This window comes from Comamonas sp., assembly GCF_009360615.1.
Lineage (GTDB): Bacteria > Pseudomonadota > Gammaproteobacteria > Burkholderiales > Burkholderiaceae_C > Comamonas.
Genome location: NZ_SPEY01000048.1, coordinates 1 through 4,199, shown reverse-complemented (window position 1 = coordinate 4,199; position 4,199 = coordinate 1). Strand labels below are relative to the sequence as shown.

The window sequence follows — 4,199 nt, the reverse complement described above, 5'->3', positions numbered from 1 at the left end:
TGTCGAAGCCGGCTTCCGTGCAGTTCAGATTGCCCACCACCGTGGCCGTCACCGGAGCCTTGGGACCATGCAGATTGGTGTAGGCATGGGCGGCAGACCAGGGCGGCGTGGTGGCGCCATAGCTGGCGGCGCGAAAGACTTCCGCAGCGCCGTTATCGGCCAGACCGGCAGCGGCCGCGATCACGGCCTGGGCCTGGCTCAGGTCCTGCACATCGACGGCATTCTCGGTCGTCTGCGCGGCGGCCAGCACGTCGGCGCAAAGCTCTTCGGGCAGGCTCTCCCAGCCCAGTTGCTCGGTCACGCTGTAGGGCTTGCTTGCCGACACCAGGCGCCAGTTGTCGATGGAGCCCGTGGGGCAGGGCGAGATGCAGTCCATGCAGCCGTTGCACTTGTCCGCCATGACTACATAGTTGTTGTCGTCATGCGTGATGGCGTCCACGGGGCAGGTTGCCTCGCAGGTGTTGCAGCGAATGCAGATCTCCGGGTCGATCAGATGCTGCTTCAGGATGCCGTTTTCAATCAGCGTGATGGTGCTCATTTCTTTCTCCAAACTGGCATGGCCTCAAACTGGCACTGCACCAAGTGAGAGGTGCCGAGCAAGAGCCGCCTCGCGGCGAAGGCACCGTCCCCTTGGGGAAGCCGCGTAGCGGCTCAGGGGTCACCCAAACTTCACGTACTCGAAGTCCACGGGCTGGCGATTGATGCCCATGACGGGGGGCGCAATCCAGCCGGCGAACTTGCCCGGCTCCAGGCATGGCTTCATCAGCGATGCGACAAAGCTGCGGTCGTCGTCGCTGGCCAGCCACTCGCTCTTCCTGGTCAGCCATTCCTGCTCGCTCACGGGGCGGCCGTCGGGGCTGATGCGCACGCCTGCCAGCGCGCCGATCTGGCGGTTGAAGGCCTTGTGCGGTACCGTCAGGCGAAAGTCGATGCCGGCCTTTTCCATCACCTTGTTCCAGCGGCCCACACCGGCATTGCTGTCTTTGATGTAGTCATCGCGCAGCACCTCGTTCAAGGCGTTGAGCATGGGTACTTCCTTCTCCTGCAATGTGCCGTCCACCACCTCCAGCACCTTGTAGTTCTGGTCGTGCAGCCGGTGGTCGTCCTCGCGCTTGCCCTCTTCGTAGCGGCCCTTGAGGCCCGAGCTGTAGAAGGTGGCAGCATTGCTCGACTGGTCGGCGCCGAACAGGTCGATGGTCACGCTGTAGTGGAAGTTCAGATAGCGCTGGATCGTCGGCAGATCGATGACTCCCGCATTGCGCAGCTTGTTCACATCGTCGGTCTTGAGCTCATTCATGACCTGGCAGGTGCGTGCCAGAACGCGCGAGACGCCGGACTCGCCGACGAACATGTGGTGCGCCTCTTCGGTCAGCATGAATTTGGTGGTGCGCGCCAGCGGGTCGAATGCGGATTCGGCGAGCGCTGCGAGCTGGAATTTTCCGTCTCTGTCGGTGAAGTAGGTAAACATGAAGAACGCCAGCCAGTCCGGCGTTTTTTCATTGAAGGCGCCCAGAATGCGCGGATTGTTCTCATCGCCGCTCTGGCGCTCCAGCAGGGCCTCTGCTTCCTCGCGTCCGTCACGCCCGAAATGCTTGTGCAGCAGGTAGACCATGGCCCAGAGATGGCGGCCTTCTTCGACATTGACCTGGAACAGATTGCGCAGGTCGTACATGGACGGCGCGGTCAGGCCCAGGTGGCGCTGCTGCTCCACCGACGCGGGCTCGGTATCGCCTTGCGTGACGATGATGCGACGAAGGTTGGCGCGGTGCTCGCCGGGTACGTCCTGCCAGGCCTTCTCACCCTTGTGATCGCCAAAATGAATGCTGCGTTCCTGATCCGCCGGGTTCAGGAAGATGCCCCAGCGGTAGTCACGCATCTTGACGTAGCCGAACTGCGCCCAGCCCTGCGGATCCACGCTCACCGCAGTACGCAGATAGACATCGTGGTTGGTCGATCCTTCGGGGCCCACATCGTCCCACCAGCGGATGAAGCTGGGCTGCCAGCTCTCCAGCGCACGCTGCAGCGTGCGGTCACCGCTGAGGTCCACGTTGTTGGGAATCTTCTGGCTGTAGTCGATGCTGCTCATGGGGAGTCTCCTGTGATGTTTTGCCGATTCATGAAGCCGTGTGGTCGCTGCGAAACTGGCGCAGCCCAGGCGGGTAACGCCGAGCAAGGGCCGCCCCGCTGCGAGGGCGTTGTCCCCCTCCGGCACGCAGTGCCAGAGAGGGGGAAGCGGCGTAGCCGCTCAGGGGGAGTTTCCTCATACCCTGTTGAAATCGAAGCCGGCTTTCTGTCCGGTGCCGTAGAGCTTCAGCGCCCCTTTTTCGCCCACCGCGTTGGGGCGGTTGAAGATCCAGTTCTGCCAGGCGGACAGACGTCCGAAGATGCGCGTGACCATGTTTTCCTGGCTGGCAAAACGCAGATTGGCTTCGAGGCCTGTAAGCGCGTCGGGCGACATCGCGGCGCGCTCTTCCAGGGCGATGCGGATCTCGTCTTCCCAGTCGATATCGTCCAGCGCGGCGGTGACCAGTCCGAGCTGCTGCGCCGCATCGCCGTTGAGCGGCTTGCCCGCCGCCGCGCGTACGGCTTCCAGCGGCGCGGGCTCCTCATAGAAGCGGCGCTGCAGGCGGCTCTGATCGTTGACCAGCGGCAGCAGGCCGAAGTTGAAGGCGTCGAGTTCGATGACGGGCTCACGCTCGGGCTCGTCGGGCAGCACCAGCATGTAGGCGCGGTCGGCGCAGAAGACCAGCTCGGCCAGCATGCCGGCAAAGCACGAGCCCGGCTCGATCAAGGCAAACAGCGACCGCGACGACACATCGAGGCGCGCAAAGGTGCGGCGCAACAGGCCCAGGGTCTGCTGCACCAGCCAGTGATCGCGGTGCGTCGCCAGCGTCTGGCCCGCCGCCAGCACGGCGCGCGCATCGCCCTCGGTCTTGAGAATCCAGGTGCCCACCTCCAGTTCGTTGGTGCGCAGGTGCAGAATGGCGTCGTCGAGCTCGCGGCCCATGGCAAGGGGCCACCAGGCCGCGCCAGCGCTCTCGATGGCTTCAAGGCTGCCAGGCTGTTCGCCCCTGGGAGCCTTGACCGTGACGGTGGCGCTGCGCTTGCTGCGGTCGATCTGCACGCTGACGTGGCGGTAGTGCAGGCCGTCCGGGCTCTCCTCGCGCTGCAGCCTGGAGAGCGTGATGCCCTGGGCGCGCGCCGGACGAGAGCTGTTTTCGCCCAGCGCTGCGGCACGTTGCTGAACCACCTCGGCAAACTGCGCGGGCTTGGCGGTCGCATCCACCAGCCGCCAGTCCACGGCGCGCTGGCCGCGCACGCCTTCCACGCTGGTGCAGAAGAGGTCGGCCAGGTCGTGGCGCACATGGCGCTTGTCGGTCACGCGCGTCAGCCCTCCCGTACCGGGCAGCACGCCCAGCAGCGGGACTTCGGGCAGCGACACGGATGAGGAGCGGTCGTCGATCAGCACGATGTCGTCACAGGCTAGAGCCAGCTCGTAGCCGCCGCCCGCACAGGCGCCGTTGACGGCTGCGACGAATTTGAGCCCGTCGTGCCGCGAGCTGTCTTCCATGCCGTTGCGCGTTTCGTTGGTGAACTTGCAGAAGTTCACTTTCCAGGCGTGGGATGAAACGCCGAGCATGAAGATATTCGCGCCCGAGCAGAAGACGCGCTCCTTGCCGCTGGTGATGATCACGGAGCGTACCTGCGGGTGCTCGAAGCGGATGCGGTTGAGTGCATCGTGCAGTTCCACATCCACGCCCAGGTCGTAACTGTTGAGCTTGAGCTTGTAGCCGGGGCGTATACCGCCGTCCTCGGCAATGTCCAGCTTGAGCCGGGCGATATTGCCATCCACTTCAAACGACCAGTGCCGGTATTGGCTGGGGTCGGTGCGGTAATCGACGACGCTGTGCTGCTGCATGCTCGGCTCCTGCTGAGATGAAAGATAGTGCAGTTACTGAATGGGTGTAGGCACAATTATGCAGATGTCGCGAGAAAAAGCACGTGTTTTTAGGCACTATGTTGCATGTTTTGAGTTAACTAAGGGAAATCCTTAGCTGTTCGTCAATCGCAGCATGACGCTGAAATCCAGCTTTTTTTGCCAACAGGCCTTTTCAAATAAAAGGATTGAAGCTATCAATTGGAGAGCGAGTGGGTCAGAAGCCGCTGATCTGCAAACCCAGCACCGGCGCGGGGTGATG

The 4,199-nt window shown here is 63.1% G+C and carries 3 protein-coding genes; all 3 read right to left on the bottom strand.

Translation table 11 applies throughout. The features are described 5' to 3' along the window. A partial coding sequence (locus tag E2583_RS14000) for a 4Fe-4S binding protein (protein ID WP_291596674.1) occupies positions 1 to 538 on the bottom strand: 538 nt, incomplete at its 3' end. A 120-nt stretch (positions 539 to 658) separates the two neighbouring features. Continuing rightward, on the bottom strand, positions 659 to 2,086 hold the full coding sequence (boxB, locus tag E2583_RS13995; RefSeq protein ID WP_291596672.1) for a benzoyl-CoA 2,3-epoxidase subunit BoxB: 1,428 nt from the start codon (positions 2,084 to 2,086) through the stop codon (positions 659 to 661). 174 nt (positions 2,087 to 2,260) lie between these two features. After that, positions 2,261 to 3,919 (bottom strand): 2,3-epoxybenzoyl-CoA dihydrolase, encoded by a 1,659-nt coding sequence (gene boxC, locus E2583_RS13990; RefSeq protein WP_291596671.1) that lies wholly within the window; start codon positions 3,917 to 3,919, stop codon positions 2,261 to 2,263. Positions 3,920 to 4,199 lie beyond the last annotated feature (280 nt).

Bases quoted from the DNA above. Each gene is read 5' to 3' on its own strand.
- boxB (WP_291596672.1), bottom strand. From the start codon at position 2,086: ATGAGCAGCATCGACTACAGCCAGAAGATTCCCAACAACGTGGACCTC.
- boxC (WP_291596671.1), bottom strand. From the start codon at position 3,919: ATGCAGCAGCACAGCGTCGTCGATTACCGCACCGACCCCAGCCAATAC.